Source organism: Roseivirga pacifica (assembly GCF_900111145.1).
In the GTDB taxonomy this organism is placed as follows: domain Bacteria; phylum Bacteroidota; class Bacteroidia; order Cytophagales; family Cyclobacteriaceae; genus Roseivirga; species Roseivirga pacifica.
Map to the genome: position 1 here is coordinate 799,768 of NZ_FOIR01000002.1, position 19,599 is coordinate 819,366.

A 19,599-nucleotide genomic window follows, 5' to 3' on the forward strand; every position below is an offset into this window, starting at 1 on the left:
AAACCTCACAACCATTGTAAAAATGAAAAGAATACGAATCAACGATGGAAAAGTCGGTTTGGTTTTCAGAAATGGAGATTACCGCAAAGTGATCACCGCAGGTACTACTTGGTTATCGCTAGCGGACACTGTAATGGTTTACAACCTTACCGATCAGTTCTACTCTTCTAAAAACTTAAACATCCTTTTGCGGGATGAAGAATTGGCTGCAATGCTTGAAGTAGTAGATGTGAGAGACAATGAGGTTGTCATTCAATATGCTGACGGCAAGTTCAAACAAGTTTTGACTGTAGGAAAGTATGCTTTCTGGAAAGGTTTGGTGGAATACTCTTTCACCAGAGTAGACCTGAGCGATTTCAACATCACTCAAGACATTAGCAAAGCTGTACTTACCAGCACCGATTTGCTAAGATACATCAGAGTTTACGTAGTTGAATCTTACGAAAAAGGACTCTTGATGATAGATGGAAAGTTGGAAAAAGCGCTTGATAAAGGCACTTACTACTTCTGGAAAAACACCACAGCCATCAATGTTTTGAAGGCTGATATGAGGAAGCTTCAAATGGAAGTTTCTGGTCAGGAAATTCTCACCAAAGACAAAGCTGGTTTGAGAATCAACTTCTACTGCCAATACAAAGTGGTTGATATTGAGAAATTCCTTATCGACAACAAAGATGCTGAAAAACAGCTCTATGTATTGATGCAGTTGGCTTTGAGGGAATACATTGGCAACTATACGCTTGACGAATTATTAGAGCAAAAATCTGCGATTGCAGAATATGTACTGGAAGTTCTGAAGAGCAAAGCCGAAACTCTGGGAATTGAAATCAGGGATAGTGGTGTCAAGGACATCATACTTTCCGGTGAATTGAGAAACATCATGAACCAAGTTTTGGTGGCGCAAAAACAAGCACAAGCCAACGTGATTACCAGACGTGAAGAAACAGCTTCTACCAGAAGCTTGTTGAACACCGCCAAATTGATGGAAGACAACGACATGTTGTTCAAGTTGAAGGAGATGGAATACGTTGAACGAATCGCTGATAAGATCAACAACATCTCTCTTTCTGGCGGTAACCAGGTGGTAGATCAACTGAAAGAGGTTTTCTCTAGATAGTTGGTCTACCTGCAACTCTAATGGTATGTCATCCCCGCGTAGGCGGGGATCTCCAAATGATTTATGAGATTCCCGTTCCTGTCTGACGACAGGCAGGTTCACGGGAATGACGTCCAAAGAGAGGGTAAAACGAATATGAAACAATTACATAAAAACTGAGGGATGCTCTCGCCATGTACCTCTTGCACCGTCACCCTGAATTTATTTCAGGGTCTAATGGAATGAGTATCAACCCAAACGGATTCTGAAACAAGTTCAGAATGACGAGGCGTAAACGTTTAAAGTCAAAAGCTTGGGCATTCCTCTCAAACGAAAATGGACATTTACGAAGAATACATAGAAAGTATTATTCAGATGGCGGATCAAGCTATAGATAATGGCCAAGACGATGAAGCCAAAAGATGGTTTGAGAGAGGATTGTGTGAAGAACCTGGTAGTGCCAAACTTCATTTTAGAATGGCTTGCCTACTTCAATACGGCCTTGATGATAAAGCGAGAGCTGAACAGCATTATTTGCTGGCAATAAAATTTAAGCCAGATTACCGAAGTGCTTATGTTAATCTCGCTCAACTCTATCTGGATAATGAGAAATACGTTGGTCTGGAAAACCTTATGCATAAAGCCATGAAGGTTGAAGGCTTCAACAAAACCTTTGCTTATGAAAACCTAGGCAAAGTGGCCGAAGCCCAAGGTCAGTTCAACAAGGCCATTGCACATTACCGAAAAGGTATGATGCAAGCCCTTGAGAACTTCGATGTGGACGATTTGAAAGACCACATCAAGCGAAATAAGTATAAACGATTGAAGAAACGTTGGAAATTATGGCAACGAGAAAATTAACTGGGAAAGACCTGAGAAAGCTCGGATTCCCTGAAGGCAGAGCCATTGGCGAAGCCATAAAGGCTATGGAAGAGCACTTCAAAGGCAAATCCATACTTCATAAAAAAGCCATGTTGAAAAAGGTGGTCGGAAACCCTGGTCTTTACTTAAAACATGAGGTCTGGGGCCCTGTGGCGATGGCGCTGATTATCAAAACTGAACACAATGAAACACTGGCTTTGAGGGAAAAACGCATACCATATAATATATATGGAGCAGAGGGCATTGAGCAAGGGGCTATCAACCAAATGGAGATCGCTATGAAATTGCCAGTGACTAAATACGGAGCACTAATGCCAGATGCACATCATGGCTACGGACTGCCAATTGGTGGTGTTCTAGCTACAGAAAATGCTGTGATTCCTTATGGAGTTGGCGTAGACATTGGCTGCAGAATGTGCATGACCATGTATGACATCCCTCCTGCTTTTATCCATCAGAACACTGATGAATTGAAAGCTATGTTAATAGATAACACCAAATTCGGTCAGGCGGTATTTAAAAGACCAAAAGACCATGAGGTGTTAGACAGGAGTCTTTTTAATGAAATCAATGTATTGAAATCATTGAAAGACAGAGCCTGGAAGCAAATTGGTTCTTCAGGAGGCGGTAACCACTTTGTGGAGTTTGGTATTACCGAGATCCATTCGGAGATCAATGAATTCAACCTGCCTGTTGGCAAGTATCTATCGGTACTCTCCCACTCGGGATCGAGGGGACTTGGTGCGAATATCGCAAGGCATTACACCAAGCTGGCCATGGATATGACCAAATTACCGGGAGAAGCCAAACATCTGGCCTGGTTGGATTTAGATACCGAAGCGGGTCAGGAATATTGGCAAGCCATGAATCTGGCAGGTGATTATGCTTCGGCATGCCATCACCAAATCCACGATAGGCTCGCTGCTGCATTGGGTGAACAGCCACTGGCACTGATCGAAAACCACCACAACTTTGCCTGGAAAGAGCAAGGTGCGGATGGAAAGGAAATCATTGTACATAGAAAAGGTGCTACACCAGCAGGCGAAGGTGTTTTAGGAATCATTCCGGGATCGATGACTTCACCGGGCTTTATTGTGAAAGGCAAAGGGAATGTGGAATCTATCAATTCGGCTTCGCATGGAGCCGGAAGGGTGCTTTCCAGAACCAGGGCCAAGCAAACGCTTTCTAAAAAGGAAGTGAAGAAGCACATCAAAAAGGCCGGAGTCACATTGATCGGTTCTGGTTTGGACGAGGCACCTCAGGTGTATAAAAACATCCATGAGGTAATGGCACAGCAAACCGACTTGGTGGATGTACTCGGTACTTTCGAACCAAAAATCGTCCGTATGTGTGGCGATGAAAGGTTTGGAGAGGTTGACTAATCAAAAGCCCCTTGCGCGTATCGCAGGGGGCTTTTTCCATCAACTCTGTCAGTTAATCAACATCACTAAAGCATAGTGACTTGCTCTTTGAACTCCGTAGTTGGCAGGTCCGTATCTTCAACCAAGGCCTTAAAGCCTCCTATTATGTTCACAACTTTAAAGCCCCTAGCTTTGAGGATGGAGCTAGCAATCATAGAGCGGTAACCACCCGCACAGTGCACGTACCACTTCTCACCCTTTGGTAGCTCATCTATATGCTCGTTTATAAAGTCTAGCGGAAAGTTTTTGGCACCTTCAATGTGTTGCGACTTAAACTCGCTTTCTTTCCTTACATCCAATACGTTAGCACCTTTACTATATAGCTTTTCAAACTCCTGAGCACTCACCTGCTCCACACTTTGCACCGGCTCTCCTGCATCTTTCCATGCATCAATTCCTCCTTCTAAAAAACCAATCGCATTATCATAACCTACTCTACTCAAGCGCACCACTACTTCTTCTTCCCTACCATGGTCTGCTAAAAAAACAATTGGAGTTTTAAGGTCAGTTACCAAGGCACCAACCCACGGAGCAAAGTTGTCGTCCAAACCAATAAACCATGCATTCGGAACATGTGCTTCTGCAAATGCCTCCTTCGGCCGTGCATCAATCACCAATGCTTTGTTTTTATGAATGCTCTGTTTAAACTCCTTTGCCGACAATGGAATAACACCATGAGCAAGCACTTCATCTATGCTTTCGTAGCCCATTTTGTTCATTACCGCATTCTTAGGGAAATATTGTGGAGGTGTAACTAGGTCTGAAGTCACTTCTTTTACAAACTCTTCCTTAGTCATATCGTGGCGCAAAGCATAGTTAAAGCGCTTCTGATTACCCAGCGTATCCACGGTTTCGGCACTCATATTTTTACCACAAGCCGAACCCTGCCCGTGACCAGGGTATACAATCACATCATCAGCAAGCGGCATAATCTTATCTCTTAACGAGTCGAATAAATGACCTGCTAGGTCTTCACGCGACAAGTCGGTTTTTACCGCCAAATCAGGCCGGCCAACATCGCCCAAAAACAAAGTATCGCCAGTAAATATTGCGTAGTCTTTACCGCTTTCATTAATCAGCAAAAAAGTAGACGACTCCATTGTGTGGCCAGGCGTGTGTAGCACCTTAATTTTAACACCACCCAAATAAAGAATTTCACCATCAGCGGCTACATGAGCCTCAAAATTCGGCTGAGCCGTTGGCCCGTAAACTATTGTAGCCCCAGTCTTTTGTGCTAAATCTATGTGTCCCGAAACAAAATCGGCATGAAAATGCGTTTCCAGCACATACTTAATTTTGGCGCCATTTTGCTCGGCCATATCTATATAAGGCTGCACTTCCCTCAACGGATCAATAATGGCGGCTTCTCCCCCACTTTCAATGTAATAAGCCGCTTCGGCCAAACATTGGGTGTAAATCTGATCTATTTTCATTTTGCAAGAATTTTCGAAGTGATACCCAAATTTCTCACCTCTTACGCTCGCAAAGCGTAACTTATGTTACCGTATTAACTGATAAAAGTCAGTGTTTTTTAAAAGTGCAATTCATAACTAAAAACAACCCACCATAACCATTTAAAACGTGTTCATGGATAGTTTAAGATAATTTTACATTTATAGGTTTGGTATTCGTTATATGGCTAGTACATTTATTCCGATTACAACAAACCTTGAAGAAACGCCAAGTACTATATTGTCTTTCTATCGCTTTGGCGGCTTGCACAGTGCTCTTGCTATGCAGCTCTACCGACTCATATAAGTCGCGAAACTTTAAGGCAGATATTGAGCAAACCATAGAGTCGGAAACGGTTGATCACTCAAGTTTTGATGACGATTTCTCTAACGGGGCGCTTGCATCTTATTCCAGCATACAAAGGCTTAATCACCACGCTTCCGCTGCTAACAAAGCGTTAGATAGCAAATTGAACAACAGTCAAGGCCATAAGCTTTTCCTTATCTACCAGCAGCTAAAGCTGCACATTTAATCAATTTACTCTCAACTAGTTATATACTAACCCCAAAGCTCTGAGGGTTAACTATATAGCACGCATTGGTTTGTATAAAAAACTATTGTAGCGCTGCGTAACCGCTAAATAGTTACATGAATATCTCTCTAGTTTAGTTAAGTTTCAGAGTCGGAGGCACGCAAATACGTTGTGTGGATTCCGGCTCTGTTCTTTTACCGCTTGCTTATGCGGTTGTTAGATATGTTGCGCTGTCTTGTCGACTTAAACCGCAAAGTTTCTTGCCTGTTTGAATGCTTTGTTTTTCTGCCTTGCACCCGTTTTCTCCACATTTTAAAAGAAGAAGATTTCATTGCTCTCCTCATCAGTTTTATCACCTCACCCTCGCCTACTCCAAACTGTGCCGCTATGGCATCAAAAGGCGTTCTATCCTCCCACGCCATTTCGATTAACCGGTCCATTTCTCTTTCTGAAAATTCCATGCAGCTAAAAGCTTCTGTTTCCACAATTGTTCACTAGTTTTTCTAGTTTTGCAGCCAAACACCAAGCATATGAGCATCGAAAACAGCTTAGCAGAAAGAAGCAATCACTCTTGTGAATTATGTGGCAGTACCGAAAACCCATCTACCTATGTGGTTAGCCCCAAAACTGACCTTACCATGGATACAGCTGCTTTTCTATGTCAAAACTGCCAAAGTCAAATCGAAGGAAATGCGACCATTGATGCCAATCATTGGAGGTGTTTAAACGACAGCATGTGGAGCCAAGAACCACCTGTGCAGGTATTGGCATGGCGCATGCTCACAAAGTTAAAACCCGAAGGATGGCCAGTTGACCTACTCGATATGCTCTACCTTGATGATGAAACATTGGCTTGGGCAAAAGCTGGGCTTGAAGCGGAAAATGCGCCAAAACCAACCGATAGCAACGGAGTGGAATTGCAAAGCGGTGATAGCGTGGTATTGATAAAGGACCTGAACGTAAAAGGTGCTGGTTTTACCGCTAAAAGAGGAACAGCTGTACGTAATATTTCGCTAGTGGCAGACGACCCTGAGCACATTTTAGGCAAAGTAAACGGCCAGTCCATATACATCTTGACTAAGTATGTAAAGAAATAGCTTAGTGCATTCTATCGCCACGCACTTCTAGCGTACTGATAATCTTAGCCTCTTCTTCTAAAAATTCTTGCCAGCGATTCATCACGTATTCTTCTGGCATATACTCTTTGGCCAATGCTAAAAAGTTGCGGTAATGCCCTGCCTCAGACACCATTAATTCAAAGTAGAACTTCTTTAGTTCTTCATCGGCAATATTCAAATGCAAATTCTTGAAACGCTCGCAGCTGCGTGCTTCAATAAGGGCATTTAGCAAAAGCTTATCTACCAGTCGCTCCTCAGGCTTCCCTCCCTTAATTAAAATTTGCTGAATTCTAATTACATATTCATCCTTACGCGGTTTACCCAACTTCATTCCACGCTTTTTCAGCTGCTCTAAAACTCGCTCAAAGTGGCTCCACTCTTCGGCTACAACAGGAGTCATCACATCAACAAGCGCTTCTTTATCAGGATATTGCACAATAAGCGAAATACACGAGGTAGCAGCCTTTTGCTCGCAATAAGCATGATCTACTAAAATGTCCTCAATGTTCATTTCGGCAATATTTGCCCAACGCGGGTCAGTCGGTAATTTTAAACCAAGTGTGTAGTTCTTCAGTTCTAACTCCATGGCTCAAAATTAGTCCATTACGCCAAGATTGTAAACGTTGCCACATTATAAATGGCCAGCCATTTGGCAGAATCATAAAATAAGAACATTTTTGACTAGCATTATATCTAACAAAACTATGAAGAAACTCATATTGCTTTGCCTAACACTGGCTTTTTCCACAACGCTTTTCGGCCAAAACGCTGATACTGTAAGCATTAAAAAAGAAGGTTCACTAGGATTTAACTTCTCAAATGTTGGGCTTTCCAACTGGGCTGCCGGTGGTGAAAACTCTATTGCACTTGGAACTGTCTATTTTACCAAGGTTACACGCACTAAAGGCAAAGCAACCTGGATGAATCAATTCGATTTTGCTCTTGGTGGGGCAAAAGTTGGCGATCAAGATTTTAGAAAAACGGATGATAAATTAATTCTAGCCTCGCGTTACGCGCATGAATTTGCACCTAAATGGTCTTACAGTATCATCGGAATTTTCAGAACTCAGCTCTTGGAGGGTAATCGCTTTGACGAAGACCCAAACAACCCTGGCGAAGAAATTTCAACCAAGATTTCGGATTTTATGGCACCGGGGTACCTAAATATTAATTTGGGTATAGATTATGAGCCAAACGACATTTTAACAGCCTCTTTTGCTCCTGCAGCAGGTAAATTCACTTTCGTTTCCGATGATGTACTTTCCGCCCAAGGGGCCTTTGGTGTTGACCCGGGTGAGAAATTTAGAGCTGAATTTGGTACAAACCTTTTACTTGCACTCGACATTCCAATTGCAGAGAACATCTCTTTTAATACAACTGCCAACTTCTTTACCGCATACGATTCTTTCGGTAATGTGGATGTGAACTGGGAAACCCTGTTTACAATGAAAGTGAACAGCTGGTTTAACGCTACCTTCGGAACCCAGTTGATTTACGATGACGACATTCTTATTGACCAAGGAGACGGTACATCTTCAAGAGAAATTCAGTTCAAGCATGTGTTGAACATGGGTGTGAATTTCAACTTGTTCAAGAAATCTGAATAAAGGATTTAATCGAAGAAATACCACCTGGCACCCAAATCGACAGTAAATCGAGTTCCGGTAAAGTCAGGTGTAATAAAATAACCTTTTTCTTCTAATTGATTGAAGTGACTAACCTTAGCAAAAATGCTAAGGTTTTTTACTTTAAAGTTCAAAAAGGCATCGAGCTTTACGAATGAATCATGGCTAAAATCATTCTGTAAGTAGAATTGCTGAATGGTTGGATCATAGGCATACGGCACATACGAACTTCTAAAGTGTGACTCAAGGCCTGTGTGGATCATCATTTTACCATCAAACAGCATATTACGATAAGCCAATTGTGACGTGTTCATAAACTTAGGCACACGGTACTTTTCCGCTGAACCTCCAGTAACTTGGGTAAAGTACGAAGTAGTATAAAACGCCCATTTTTTACTTATCTGCAAACCAATTGTAGCTCCCGGACTCGTAATCACAATATCACTTCCGGCTTGGTCTGGCCGCCTATTTTCATCAAAATACATGTAATTGGCAATGCGGTTAAACCGTAGAAATGGCTCCAACCTCAAAGCCCCCATTTCAAACCTAAACTCTGCGTAAATATTATCCGAAACTTCATTATCGAAGCGCTTGATCCAGTTCTCCTGCTGACCAGCATAGCTGGTCATTAAAAAGTTAGGCCTTCTATTCACTCGCTTGTATTCAGCGCTAAAAAGGCTGCTAGAAAAATCACCAACCAAAGAATAGTTACCATCAAGGCCAAGTTCGCCCGAAGCTTTCAGCAGAATCTTTTTGGTTATGTTCTGCCTTAGCGTACCCCCAAAATAGTTTTCTGTAACATCTCTTGTAGCACCATTTCTCGCTTGGTTATAACTCAGCAATCTATTCTTATAGTAAAGCGTATAAGAAAAAGTCTTGGTCCGACCTTTAAAACCCACTTCATTCATCAGCTCGGTAAAAGTGGAACGCTCTTGCAGTGTGTCAATTTCGCGTTCTATATTAGATACGCCTCTGTGATACATTAATGAATCGCGAGTACTCAAATCGTACTCATCATAATAGCGTACTATTTGCTCTTCGAACGTTGCCGAATGATACACCTCAAAAATAGAGTCTAAGCCATATTGCTGATAGATGTGGATATTGCCTCGCTTGTCGTAGCTACGAGCTTCATCCAGAATCACATTCTGTTCTTCGTACTTAAAATATCCATCCTCTTCATCTTCTGGATTAATAAAAATGCCGCCCTGCTCCGCAGCTTTGTGCACAAAATGAGTCGTGTTAAATAGTAGTAAGTACTTGGGTAACTTTTTAGGGCGAAGAAAACCAAAAACATTCCAATTGGTACTTTCTATTTGCCTGTCCCCTCTTTCCAAATAAGCCAACTGCTTATCAGAGCGTGTTATCTTGTAATTGGCCCCAATATTAAAGTTAATGCTATCATTAAACGTAAAGATGATATCGGTTCGGTTGCGGTTTCCGCCACCAAAGTCTGTTTCAATTTTAGTAAATGGTGACCGTGTATCGTAATATCTGATTTGGTCTGGCGTAGTGTAGAACTGATCGTAAACGTAATATCCGGAGGTGATACCAGAATTTGCACTTGGGTTGTAGAAAAGCTGCCTCATGGCAGTTCCGATATTCCCTAAGTTTTGGATGAGATAATCGTTTTTGGCCAGATCGTCAAAACGGTGCAGGTTTTCCGGCAAGGTGTCAGGCGAATAGAAGACAATATCGTTGTACTTAAAGTTGGCTTCGTATGTAAAACGAGTACTACTAGCCCCATACTTTTTCTCTACCGTAGTATCGAGCAAGCTCTTTTTATTTCGCATGGCTGCAATAGAATCGCGGTTCACATCAGCGCCCTCAGCCATTCTTAGTCGTTGCCCCAAAGCCACCTGAGTAAACAACAAAAACCCAACAAATACCAGAATGCTTTTTTGCACGGCCAAAATTACTAATTCGATTTACTTTTTAATGGATTCCGTGATTTTCCTAACCGCATATTCAAACTCCTCTGCCTCATCAATGGTAACTGTTATTGGTAAATAAAATAGTGAAAAACGCATGAATAAATCGTGGGTGGCGAAAGGCAAAAGTCGTACCATGTCTTTCTCTGTGGTAATTACAGATACACCTTCCGCCTCGGTAAGCTCCAATATAGAGGTCAAATCGTCCTCATCAAACTGGTGATGGTCCGTGAAATTATAATGCGCCAACACATAAAAGCTTTCCTTAAGATGGTCTTCAAAAGGCTTAGGGTTAGCGATTCCCGAAATTAAGATGACTTGCTTTGCCAGATTATTCAATGCAAAAACTGGTTTTAGCTCACCGTACTTTATGCTACTAAAAAAAACTGGTGCCTTTTTATTATACCTCGAAATTCGAGCTTTTATTTCCTCTTTCTCTTCAATTGGCAGTTCCGTAGGGCATTTGGTTACCAAAACCGCATCTGCCCTGTTGGCACCAACGCGCGGCTCTCTCAAATTACCCACAGGAAGAACCACATCTTTATAAAACGGTGCATTATAGTCCGAAAGGAGCAGGTTCAAATCCCTTTGTACCCTTCTGTGCTGAAAACCATCATCTAGCAAAAACAAATCGATGCCTGCATGTTTCTTAAGCACGGTTTGAATGGCATTCACCCTATCTTCTCCAACGGCTACTTTAACGCTAGCACCGTATTTTCTATAAAACTGATATGGTTCATCGCCAATTTGCTCAGCGGTAACTTCTGCCTCAGCCTCCAAAAAACCTTTGGTTTTTCTACCATATCCCCTGCTAATCGTGCATAGTTGAAATTCTTCACCCAAAAGATTGATAAGGTATTCTATGTGAGGCGACTTTCCAGTACCACCGAAAGAGAGGTTTCCAACTGCAATTACGGGTTGACTAAACCCATAGCTCTTTTTCAACCCTTTATTGTACAGCCAGTTACGCAACCTCATAAGCCCGCCATATAAAATAGAGAAAGGAAAGAATATCCATCTAACGAACTTCATTAACTTGCGGTGACTAAATTTAGGGTTCAAATATTCGCCAAATATGCCAAAAATCAATGATATCATCCGTTTTCTAGAAAACATTGCACCCTCTAGTTATCAAGAGAGTTACGACAACTCGGGCTTAATTACGGGAGACAGCAGTGCCGAAGTAACCGGAGTGCTCATTTCGCTCGACTGTATTGAATCTGTAGTTGACGAGGCCATCAGCAAAAACTGCAACCTGATTGTTGCGCACCATCCCATTGTTTTTGGTGGACTTAAAAGGCTGACTGGTAAAAACTATGTGGAGCGAACAGTTATAAAAGCCATTAAGAACGACATTGCCATTTATGCAATCCACACCAATTTGGATAATGTATTGCCTGGTGTAAACAATATGATCGCCCAGAAAATTGGACTGAGCAATTTGAACATTCTTGCACCAAGGCAAGGTACTCTTTGTAAGCTAGAAGCTTTCATTCCACAGGAAAATACAGATGAAGTCCTAGACGCTATTCACAATGCCGGAGCAGGCAATGTTGGTAATTACTCACAGTGTAGCTTTAGAGTATTAGGAACGGGTACTTTTAAGCCGAACCAAGAGGCTAACCCTACCATTGGCACACAAAATCAGCATGAATATGTTGAAGAACATAAAGTGGAAGTGATTTTCCCACAGCATTTACAAGGTGCAGTGCTTGCCGCACTTAAAAAGGCTCATCCGTACGAAGAGGTAGCGTATTATATTCAGCACATTGCTAACACCAATCAAGCTGTAGGTTCGGGCATAATTGGCAAGCTTGCCAAGCCTATGACTAGTCAAGAGTTTCTTGCGCATTTAAAAGACAGCATGAATGTTTCGGTAGTAAAGTATACGCCACTTAAAGATGATAAAATTGAAACCGTAGCCGTTTGCGGTGGTGCCGGAAGCTTTTTATTAAAAACCGCAAAAGCCCGAGGAGCACAAGCTTTTATAAGCGCAGATTTTAAGTATCACGAGTTCTTTGATGCGGAAGGCAAAATAATGATTGCCGATATTGGTCACTATGAAAGTGAAGTCTTTACAAAAGAGCTAATTGATGGGTTTCTGAACGAAAAATTTGCTAATATTGCAACCTATTTGTCAGAGGTGAATACGAACCCCGTAAAATACTTCTAAAAAATTATCAATGGAAAAAACAGTTGCACAAAAACTCGAAGCCCTAAAGAACTTACAATCAATCGATTCTGAATTAGATGAGATTAAAAAAGTAAGAGGTGCTTTGCCTGATGAGGTGGCCGATCTTGAAGATGAGATTGCCGGGTTCGAGACGAGATTACAGAAATTCGAAAACGAGCAGAGTGAACTAGAAGGGAACATTTCTGATCATAAAACACAAATAAAAAATTCTGAAGCGCTTATCAAGAAATATGAGGAGCAGCAGATGAATGTACGTAACAACCGTGAGTACGATGCGATTAGTAAGGAAATGGAGCTTCAAAAATTGGAGATTCAGATTTCTGAAAAGCGTATAAAAGAGGCTTACGCAAAAATCGAGTTCAAAAAAGGTGACATTGAAAAAACCACAGAAGAACTAGAGGAGCGTAAAAAAGACCTTGATAACAAAAAAGCGGAATTAGAAACGCTTACGCAAGAAAGCGAAGCTGATGAGAAGAAGCTTTTGGCATCTCGCGAAAAAGCAGGCAAGCAAATCGAAGAACGTTTGTTGAACTCTTACCAAAAACTAAGAGACAATGCGCGTAATGGCCTAGCTGTTGTACCTGTTAGCCGTGGTGCTTGTGGTGGTTGCTTTAATGTAGTACCTCCGCAAAGACAAGCTGATATTCGTGATGCTAAGAAGCTAATCGTTTGTGAGCACTGTGGAAGAATTTTGGCAGAAGTAACTGACGAAATTGTAACCGAAGAGAAGAAACCAAGAAGAAGCAGAAAGAAAGCTACTAAAGCATAATCTTGCTACATTCTATCAAAATAAGGAAATGGATAGGTCTACTGGCCTATCCTTTTTTTATGCTCTGCATATTGTCGCCCGCCTTACCTCAGAGCAGCGCCTTCGAACTAATTGCCAACTTTAAGTTCGAAGAAGCAACAACACAACTTCAGAAAAACCCTTCGGACAACCCCTACCGAGACATTTATTTGGCAAACCTTGCCGATATCGCCAGCCTAATGCTGGATGAATCAGAAGGTAAATTTGAGCAAGTAAAATCTGCTTTCGAAAAACGCTTGGAGCGCTCAGAAGCTTTACCTACAAATGAGTGGAAGAACTTTGTAACCGCAGAAATGAAACTACAATGGGCATTTGTGGCACTAAAAAACGGTCATGATTGGGATGCCTTCTGGAGCTTACGCAGCGCCTACAAGCTCAACAAAAACAATATTAAAGACTATCCAAATTTCTACCTAAACATACGTACCAACGCCATTTTCGACATCCTGCTTGGCTCTGTGCCCAGTAACAAGCAATGGGTTTTCAACCTGTTTGGCCTCGAAGGAAACGTTATGAATGGTATAAACACTTTGGAAAACTTCAATACTTCTGAACCAGTCTTTCAGTATGAAACCCAACTGATCAAAGATCTTATAAGCGTTTATTTGCTTGAAGAAGAAGCCATTGCCCCACTACCCTTTCAGCCCAATGCAGACTTAAGTCTTTTTGTACAAGCGCTTATTTATCTTAAAACACACATGGCACTAAGCGCGAGGTCCAACCTTATGGAGGTCAAAGCCAATCTGCCAGTCAAGGCATATTTTTTGGCTGAAACTTACTTTTTGGAAGAAAGCTATGAAAAAGCGAAAGTGCATTATCAAGCATTTTTAGAACAAACAAAAGGCAACAGCTACCAGAAGGATACTTACTTAAAACTCGGCCTATGCGAACTCTTCTTAAACAATAAAGCAGCATCGGAAAAGCACCTGAGTAAGGCTAGAGAAATAGAAACCGCCAATACAGAAGTCGACAAAAACGCACGCAAAATGCTTGATAACCTAATGTATCAGCACCTTACTTTACTAAGGTTACGCTACGCCCTCGATGGTGGTTTTTACGAAAAAGCCAAAACAATAACCGAAGCACTTAACAAAGAACCCTTAACACCAAAAGAGAAAGTAGAGCTGAATTACAGACAGGCACGTTTGAACCAACTAACCAATAACTTTAATAAAGCAGCAGACTTTTACCACATGGTTATAGAAAATGCCGCCTTGATAGAAGAGAGCTATTACGCGCCAAATGCCTACTTACAAATGGGCAGAATGATGGAGGTTCAAGGCAAAGTGGCCAGTGCTAAAATGTACTACGAACAAGTGCTCGCTTATAAAAAACACCCCTACAAAGAAAGCTTGGACGCCAAAGCTAAAATTGCCCTTAGCAGGCTAACCACTCAATAGTCCACTACTCATCAAGGTGTGCCAAATGTGCTGTATCACAGAACCGGATTACCTTAAACATACTCCCTGTGTACTCCAACTCGTATAGGCATAGGTTTTCATGACCAAACTTATCCATTTCACTTAAAGGGTAGTTTAAAATTTCCGCCAGCATAATGCGCATTGCACGCCCGTGCATACAAACCAGCACATGCTCTTCTGGCTGAGAAACAATGTATTCCATCCCTCTTCTGGTACGTAAAGCCACTTCATCTGGGCTTTCCCCTCCCTCAATTGCAATGTTCGTCTCACCTTGGTTCCACCTGTCTAAAATGCTCTGGTAATAAGCGTTACCTTCTTCATCAACAGGAATACCTTCCCTAATACCCCAGCTTATTTCATTCAAATCGCCAACAATCTCATGCTGCAAGCCTGCTTTAATAAAACCATCCATCGACTGGTGAGTTCTCTTCAACTCTGTTACATAAAGCTTTTGGAACGGATGATCCTTATATGCCTGATAAAATGCATCGGCCTGTGCCCTACCCATATCATTTAGATCAGAATCTACCCCACTACCCTGTACAATTCCCAGCTTGTTAAATTCTGTTTGTCCGTGTCGTGTAACGTATATTTTTTTGGTCATCTATTTGTTCTATTTTTGCTGCGTTTCGGGGTAAAAGTAACAACTTAATCACAAAGTCAATGTTCCATAAGGAAGCAACTGTTGAGGCCATTAATGCCATGGGTAAAAACACCTTGACAGAACACATAGGAATTGAAATAACGGAAGTTGGTAATGACTACCTAGTTGGTAAAATGCCGGTGGACCATCGAACTCATCAGCCGATGGGACTGTTGCATGGAGGAGCCTCGGTTGTTTTGGCTGAAACTTTAGGCAGTATTGCCGCTACCCTAACTTTGGATTTGAGCAAGCAATATGCTGTTGGTTTAGAGATTAATGCCAACCATATTAAAGGTGTAAGGGAAGGTTTTGTTTATGGAAAGGCTTCGCCAATTCATGTAGGTAAGAAAACCCAAGTTTGGGAAATAAGAATGACCAATCAGGAAGGTCAGATTACCTGCATTAGCCGTATTACCATGGCTGTGATTGATAAAAAGTAATATGAAGGAGAGAGAGGAAGTTGAACTTTTAAATTTTGACGTTAAGCACTTTACCAAAGAAGCGCTCATCAGTGCAGCCATTCAATCGGCATTCGATTTAGGCCTGCCTGTGGCGGTTTGGCGTCTTCCAAACCAAAACGAAATTAACCTGATTGTTAGCTTTACAGCCTTACAGCAGCTTCAGCGCGTGGAGTTCCCTACCCTACCAAAAGGCTTTTTGATTGCTCCTTTCGAAAACGACAAAAAAGGCAACCAATTCATCAAAGCAGATTTTCACCTCTCTTTCGATTTTGATGAAGTAATTGAAGGCTCCGACATTTCTTCAGACGAAACGGCAACCGGAAAAGCCTTCAAAACCCAGCTCATTGAAAGACTCTCAAATCCAATTGAAAAGCCTGAGTACTTTAGTTTAGAAAAAGCTGTAGACACTTCGGTAGATTATAAAGCATTAGTTCAAAAGTCGATTGATTACATCAAATCAGGAGTTTTTGAAAAAGTAGTGCCTGCAAGGGCTGCGCAGTTTCAGTTGCCTCAGCACTTCGACCCTGTAAGCCTTTTCATGAATATTTGCCAGGAGTACACTAATGCTTTTGCATACTTTGTTTCTACTCCAGAAATCGGCACATGGATGGGCGCTACACCAGAATTACTACTGAGCAAACAGCAAAACATATTCAAAACAGTAGCTTTGGCTGGCACCAAAAGATTTGATACAGAAACACCTATTGAAGAAACTGCTTGGCTACAGAAAGAAATTGAGGAACAAGCACTTGTAAGCCGTTACATTATCAGCTGTTTCAAAAAAATACGCTTAAGAGAGTTTGAAGAAAGAGGCCCTAGAACATCAAAAGCAGGTAATTTACTTCACTTAAAAACCACCTACGAGGTGGATGTGGAAGCAACCAATTTTCCAGAACTACCCACAGTGATGCTAGAGTTGTTACATCCGACTTCGGCCGTAGCTGGCATGCCTAAAACAGAAACCTTGCAATTCTTAAGCGAGTACGAAGGGCTCGACAGGGCTTATTATTCTGGCTTTTTAGGACCGGTTAACCTAGATGAACAAACGAATATTTTCGTGAATTTGCGCTGCATGCAAGTAGATAAACACACTACAACCTTGTACGCTGGCGCTGGTGTTACGGAAGATTCTGTTCCTGAAAAAGAGTACCTTGAAACGGAAATGAAATTTAATACGCTTCGCAACCTAATTTATCCGGCCTCTTGATTTTCTCGCACATAAACGAATTAGTGGCGCTTTGCGCTGCACACGGAGTAAAAGAAGCCATCATTTCTCCGGGCTCACGTTCTGCAGCCATTACGCTTACATTCGAAGCCCACCCCGACATTAACGTTCGCATGATTCCCGATGAAAGATCAGCGGCCTTTATTGCCATGGGCATTGCGCAGCAAGCGCAACAACCGGTAGTGTTGGTTTGCACTTCGGGCTCTGCTACACTCAACTACGCTCCTGCCGTTGCTGAGGCTTTCTATCAAGAAGTACCTCTAATTGTAATTACTGCAGATAGACCACCAGAATGGGTCGATCAGTACGATGGACAAACCATCCGCCAAGAAGGCATTTACGCCAATCATATTAAAAGTCCCTATAATCTACCGGTCGATTTAAGCCATAGCGATGCCAAATGGCAAGCAAATCGAATGGTGAACGAAGCACTTTTAACTGCACAAACTGCCCCTTTCGGCCCAGTACATGTTAACGTACCACTAAGAGAGCCTTTTTACCCAGAGGCCCACGAGGAAATTAGCTTCGAAACGCCTCGGGTTATTAGAAAATTCGCAGTAGATCAATTGCCAAACGAAGCACATTGGGAACTGCTACTTGACCAATGGAAAAGCGCTACTAACTGCTGGATAATCGTTGGGCATAACGACCCTTCTAAAGAACTTACTGCTGCTTTAAGTACGCTTAAGCCATATGCTAATGTCTTTTCAGATATTATTGGTAATCAGCAAACTGAAGGCGTAATCACCAGCCAAGACCTATTTCTGCAGCCGGCCAATTTTGGTGCTTTTACTACGGAAGCTCCAGATTTGATCATAACAATTGGTAAGTCTTTGATCTCGAAAAACCTAAAGCTTTTTCTGCGTAAGAACCCTCCAAAACAACATTGGCACATAAATCAAGGCGAAAGGTTGAACGACTCTTTACAGCACTTAAGCCATTGGATTGACGCTCGCCCAGCTCAGTTCTTAAATGAATTAAGTATTCGTATAAAGGATAGTAAATCCTTATCTAATTCCTTCTGGACAGACAGAAATGCTGTTGCGAAAGAAGCCTTGCGCAAACATTTAGCCCAAACGGAATATAGTGAATTAAAAGCCACGCATGAGGTAATGCAGGCGATGCCTGAAAGTACCACTCTCCATTTGGCAAACAGTATGGCTGTTCGTTATGCAAACTTTGTAGGAGTTGATTCGAACCGCACAACGGTTTACAGTAACCGAGGCACCTCGGGTATAGATGGTTGCAATAGTACAGCCCTTGGAGCCGCTTTGGCTACAGACCAAATGGTTACGCTAATTACAGGCGATTTGGCTTTCTTTTACGATAGAAACGCCTTCTGGAACAGCGAAAAATTCAACAACCTGCGCATTATTATATTGAACAATGATGGCGGTGGTATTTTCGGAATGATAAAAGGCCCTAGACAGCAAACGGCTTATCAAAAACTCTTTCAAACCCCTCACGGACTAACTGCAAAAAAGCTTTGCAAAGAGTTTGGAATGAGCTACTTGAGTGTAAAAAACAGCGTAGAACTAAAGGATGTACTCAAGCACTTTTATGCCAAATCAAAAACAGCCAAAATTCTCGAGATCTTCACCGACTCTGAAGAAAGCGCCAAAGACCTTACTAGCCTAAAGCAAGCATTAGTGGTTTGACGGTACTTCATAGTTAGTAGGCACTATATCAGCGATTTTCTCAAAGCCCCAATAACCATTGGAGTAGAAAGCAATCGGGTTAATTACATAACCGTTCTGCTCAAATACTATTGGCTCTTCCTCACTTACCATGGATATCCACGATTGTTGTGGCTTTCTATATTTCTTAGGTACTGAGGACTTTTTACCACTAGAAAACGGGTTCTTCCAATCCATAAACTCAGGACTCTCCAGCTCATTTACATAGGTAATGTAAACGTAGCCTTCAAAATTCAGCTTTTTAGAAATTGGCGTTGGGCCTGGCTCAAGCATGGCAAAAAGATCAACAGGTCTTCCATCTGTAACGCGGCCAAAACCTTTTATGTCCTTCGCCATCTGCACTTCGTAACCTATCTCGTCTAACTCATTATGATAAAGTGCTTTAAAAAAGTGTTCGACTGAACCATTGAGCGCTTCAAGTCTAGCTTCATCCCAGTTTGCTTGCTTGCGTTTTCCTCCTTCCATCGGCTCAAAAACAGGAAAACCATAAAACCGGGTATAGCTCTGCCTGTAGTAAACCACAAACTCCTCTAACAAATAAGTGAGCTTATAGCCCAAAGCCTTGTTTTCAATAATCAACGGTTCTCGCGAAAAAGCCTCTAAGGAATTAGACTGTTCGTCATAAATGAAATCAATGGCTTCTTCATTCAATATCTTGCATTTCTTGGCGTTTGCCGATTCGCCCAAAAACAGCCTCTTGAACTGCTCAAGCCTACTTTTCCACTCAGCATCCTTCTTTGCCACTACTTCAACACTTCCAAGGTTCACACTCTCAGGAATCAGGTTTATTTCGAAGCCAATATCTTCTGGTGTAAGTAATTGAATGGACCTCGCATAGGTTTCGAACCCCACAAATTTCACGATTAGGTCGTATGTACCGGGTCTTTCTATTGTAAGGTTAAATTCGCCAACCTCATTGGTTACGGTACCATAAGTAGTATTGGCCAAAAACACGTTCGCAAAAGGGAGTGTCTCTTGTGTGTTGGCGTCTCGCACAACTCCGCTAATTTTGAAAACATTGGTTTGGCTAAAAGAATTGAGTGCTAAAAAGTAAGAAAAAAGCACAATTAGGCTGAATCTCATGATGAATTGG

General features: G+C 41.9%; 19 protein-coding genes. 12 read left to right on the forward strand and 7 right to left on the reverse strand.

Features of this window, described 5'->3' with window-relative positions:
- The first annotated feature begins 22 nt into the window (after positions 1-22).
- The 3 genes from BMW98_RS12265 to BMW98_RS12275 all read left to right on the forward strand — a co-directional run bounded on the left by BMW98_RS12265 (position 23) and on the right by BMW98_RS12275 (position 3,360).
- On the forward strand, positions 23-1,117 hold the full coding sequence (locus BMW98_RS12265) for a slipin family protein (protein WP_090258875.1): 1,095 nt from the start codon (positions 23-25) through the stop codon (positions 1,115-1,117).
- A gap of 315 nt (positions 1,118-1,432) precedes the next feature.
- Complete coding sequence (locus BMW98_RS12270) at positions 1,433-1,957, forward strand: tetratricopeptide repeat protein (RefSeq protein WP_090258876.1); 525 nt, start codon at positions 1,433-1,435, stop codon at positions 1,955-1,957.
- The gene (locus BMW98_RS12275) at positions 1,939-3,360 is read left to right on the forward strand and encodes an RtcB family protein (RefSeq protein ID WP_090258877.1); all 1,422 of its coding nucleotides are present in this window, start codon (positions 1,939-1,941) and stop codon (positions 3,358-3,360) included. The genes BMW98_RS12270 and BMW98_RS12275 overlap by 19 nt, the downstream gene beginning before the upstream one ends.
- A 65-nt stretch (positions 3,361-3,425) precedes the next feature.
- On the opposite strand, the gene BMW98_RS12280 is transcribed toward BMW98_RS12275, so the two are convergent.
- The gene (locus tag BMW98_RS12280) at positions 3,426-4,832 is read right to left on the reverse strand and encodes an MBL fold metallo-hydrolase (protein WP_090258878.1); all 1,407 of its coding nucleotides are present in this window, start codon (positions 4,830-4,832) and stop codon (positions 3,426-3,428) included.
- Positions 4,833-5,068: 236 nt separating this feature from the next.
- Between BMW98_RS12280 and BMW98_RS12285 the strand changes: the two genes are divergently transcribed.
- On the forward strand, positions 5,069-5,383 hold the full coding sequence (locus BMW98_RS12285) for a hypothetical protein (RefSeq protein WP_139177538.1): 315 nt from the start codon (positions 5,069-5,071) through the stop codon (positions 5,381-5,383).
- Positions 5,384-5,577: 194 nt separating this feature from the next.
- On the opposite strand, the gene BMW98_RS12290 is transcribed toward BMW98_RS12285, so the two are convergent.
- Positions 5,578-5,844, reverse strand: coding sequence for a TIGR03643 family protein (locus BMW98_RS12290; RefSeq protein WP_090259453.1), 267 nt, complete (start codon positions 5,842-5,844; stop codon positions 5,578-5,580).
- 69 nt (positions 5,845-5,913) lie between these two features.
- Here BMW98_RS12290 and BMW98_RS12295 point away from each other — a divergent pair, with 69 nt between their 5' ends.
- Complete coding sequence (locus BMW98_RS12295) at positions 5,914-6,480, forward strand: PhnA domain-containing protein (RefSeq protein WP_090258880.1); 567 nt, start codon at positions 5,914-5,916, stop codon at positions 6,478-6,480.
- A 1-nt stretch (position 6,481) separates the two neighbouring features.
- On the opposite strand, the gene BMW98_RS12300 is transcribed toward BMW98_RS12295, so the two are convergent.
- Positions 6,482-7,087, reverse strand: coding sequence for a MiaE family protein (locus BMW98_RS12300; RefSeq protein WP_090258881.1), 606 nt, complete (start codon positions 7,085-7,087; stop codon positions 6,482-6,484).
- Between the two features lie 118 nt (positions 7,088-7,205).
- Between BMW98_RS12300 and BMW98_RS12305 the strand changes: the two genes are divergently transcribed.
- On the forward strand, positions 7,206-8,108 hold the full coding sequence (locus tag BMW98_RS12305; protein WP_090258882.1) for a DUF3078 domain-containing protein: 903 nt from the start codon (positions 7,206-7,208) through the stop codon (positions 8,106-8,108).
- 5 nt (positions 8,109-8,113) lie between these two features.
- Here the strand turns inward: BMW98_RS12305 and BMW98_RS12310 are convergent, their stop codons facing one another.
- On the reverse strand, positions 8,114-10,033 hold the full coding sequence (locus BMW98_RS12310; protein ID WP_090258883.1) for a putative porin: 1,920 nt from the start codon (positions 10,031-10,033) through the stop codon (positions 8,114-8,116).
- Positions 10,034-10,054: 21 nt separating this feature from the next.
- Positions 10,055-11,089 (reverse strand): tetraacyldisaccharide 4'-kinase, encoded by a 1,035-nt coding sequence (gene lpxK, locus BMW98_RS12315; RefSeq protein WP_162844730.1) that lies wholly within the window; start codon positions 11,087-11,089, stop codon positions 10,055-10,057.
- Positions 11,090-11,132: 43 nt separating this feature from the next.
- Between lpxK and BMW98_RS12320 the strand changes: the two genes are divergently transcribed.
- Genes BMW98_RS12320 through BMW98_RS12330 form a run of 3 tightly spaced genes read left to right on the forward strand, consistent with a single transcriptional unit; the run spans position 11,133 to position 14,459 of the window.
- Positions 11,133-12,230: a Nif3-like dinuclear metal center hexameric protein gene (locus BMW98_RS12320; RefSeq protein WP_090258885.1), complete on the forward strand. Its 1,098-nt coding sequence runs from the start codon at positions 11,133-11,135 to the stop codon at positions 12,228-12,230.
- 10 nt (positions 12,231-12,240) lie between these two features.
- Positions 12,241-13,020: a zinc ribbon domain-containing protein gene (locus BMW98_RS12325; RefSeq protein ID WP_090258886.1), complete on the forward strand. Its 780-nt coding sequence runs from the start codon at positions 12,241-12,243 to the stop codon at positions 13,018-13,020.
- A 59-nt stretch (positions 13,021-13,079) separates the two neighbouring features.
- Entirely contained in the window at positions 13,080-14,459 is a 1,380-nt protein-coding gene (locus BMW98_RS12330; RefSeq protein WP_090258887.1) for a tetratricopeptide repeat protein, read from the forward strand.
- A gap of 4 nt (positions 14,460-14,463) precedes the next feature.
- On the opposite strand, the gene BMW98_RS12335 is transcribed toward BMW98_RS12330, so the two are convergent.
- The gene (locus BMW98_RS12335) at positions 14,464-15,084 is read right to left on the reverse strand and encodes a histidine phosphatase family protein (protein ID WP_090258888.1); all 621 of its coding nucleotides are present in this window, start codon (positions 15,082-15,084) and stop codon (positions 14,464-14,466) included.
- A 59-nt stretch (positions 15,085-15,143) separates the two neighbouring features.
- On the opposite strand from BMW98_RS12335, the gene BMW98_RS12340 reads away from it, so the two are divergent.
- Genes BMW98_RS12340 through menD form a run of 3 tightly spaced genes read left to right on the forward strand, consistent with a single transcriptional unit; the run spans position 15,144 to position 18,467 of the window.
- Positions 15,144-15,563 (forward strand): hotdog fold thioesterase, encoded by a 420-nt coding sequence (locus tag BMW98_RS12340; RefSeq protein WP_090258889.1) that lies wholly within the window; start codon positions 15,144-15,146, stop codon positions 15,561-15,563.
- Position 15,564: 1 nt separating this feature from the next.
- On the forward strand, positions 15,565-16,791 hold the full coding sequence (locus tag BMW98_RS12345) for a chorismate-binding protein (RefSeq protein WP_090258890.1): 1,227 nt from the start codon (positions 15,565-15,567) through the stop codon (positions 16,789-16,791).
- A complete protein-coding gene (gene menD / locus BMW98_RS12350) occupies positions 16,788-18,467 on the forward strand; it encodes a 2-succinyl-5-enolpyruvyl-6-hydroxy-3-cyclohexene-1-carboxylic-acid synthase (RefSeq protein WP_090258891.1) in 1,680 nt (559 codons plus the stop codon). Before BMW98_RS12345 ends, menD begins: the two co-directional genes overlap by 4 nt.
- On the opposite strand, the gene BMW98_RS12355 is transcribed toward menD, so the two are convergent.
- Positions 18,456-19,589, reverse strand: a complete 1,134-nt coding sequence (locus tag BMW98_RS12355) for a carboxypeptidase-like regulatory domain-containing protein (RefSeq protein ID WP_090258892.1) — start codon at positions 19,587-19,589, stop codon at positions 18,456-18,458. The two genes, menD and BMW98_RS12355, sit on opposite strands and share 12 nt — an antisense overlap.
- Positions 19,590-19,599 lie beyond the last annotated feature (10 nt).